The sequence below is a fragment of the Arthrobacter sp. GQ119 genome (assembly GCF_059759125.1).
The window spans coordinates 1-1,017 of sequence record NZ_JCAXEA010000061.1 but is presented as its reverse complement, the minus strand read 5'-3'; the positions used below and the strand labels follow the sequence as shown (position 1 = coordinate 1,017).

At 63.5% G+C, this 1,017-nt stretch carries 1 protein-coding gene; it reads left to right on the top strand.

The window, feature by feature from the left end; translation table 11 throughout:
• Positions 1-57: 57 nt before the first annotated feature.
• Positions 58-603: a hypothetical protein gene (locus AC6CH3_RS23325; protein ID WP_498134694.1), complete on the top strand. Its 546-nt coding sequence runs from the start codon at positions 58-60 to the stop codon at positions 601-603.
• The last annotated feature ends 414 nt before the right edge of the window (positions 604-1,017 follow it).

Genomic DNA, 1,017 nt, shown 5'->3' with positions numbered 1-1,017 from the left:
CTCCCTTGCCGCCTACATGCTGATCCCCCATGATTTGCAGTACGGGTCTCGGCCGTCGTGGATCTCGGCCTGATTCTCTTCACCTTGGCCACGCTCGTGCGGAAATCCCGCGGCGAATCGACCGTGCTGACAAACATGGCAACCGGGTTCTGGACCCTGGTTTCCATCACCGCCAACATCGTCCACGTCCTCATCCCGGCCGGTCCGCAGTCCTCCTGGACGGCAGGGACCTTCTCCGGCGCCGCACTGTCTGCCCTCATGCCACTGGCCGCACTCGGTGCAAGCCTGGTAATAGAGAACGTCCTGATCGCACGGCCGCATGCCCAGGACACAGCTCAGGATACGACAGAGCCGGCACATGCCCGGGAACGCCGATCGCCCGCCGCTCCGGTCGTCATCAAGGCCGAACCAACGGCTGCAGTCCCTGCGGCCGTGGTCCTTCCCTCCGTTGAGTCAGTGACTGCGCCTCCCCGGGCCGGGACGGAGGCACGCACAGCAGCTCCACGGCCAGCTACAGCCCCTGTGGTGGCCCTGACACCCTCCGTGCCGGCCCCACGGAAGGGGCCCGTAGGCCAGCTGGTCGAGGACCAGGGTATCGCCTAGGCGGCCCTCTCTGAGGCCGAAAAGAGCGAGCTTGTCTGGAAGCTGAAAGAGGAACGGATGTCCAACCCGAACATCGCCAAGAAGGTAGGCGTCTCGGTGTCGACCATCAAGCGCGTCCCGGCACCGGAACTGCAGCCCGCATAGCCACGCCGTCAAAGAGAACCCCGGATTGTGCTCTCAGTCCAGGGCTTTTTCATCCTCGCCGGCCATACAAAGGACTATCCAGACTTTCAAGAGCACTGGCTCGACTGACCGGCGAGTTATTCCGGAAGGAAGCCGGGGAGCCGCTTGCCCCATCGGATGGAGCGCAGCGCCGGCGGGCATTGATGGTATTCGATGATGTCCCATTCTGACGTAGTGAGGCGGCGGACATTATCTTTGGGGATCCATGCCGTATGCGCGTGGCCTGGTCAT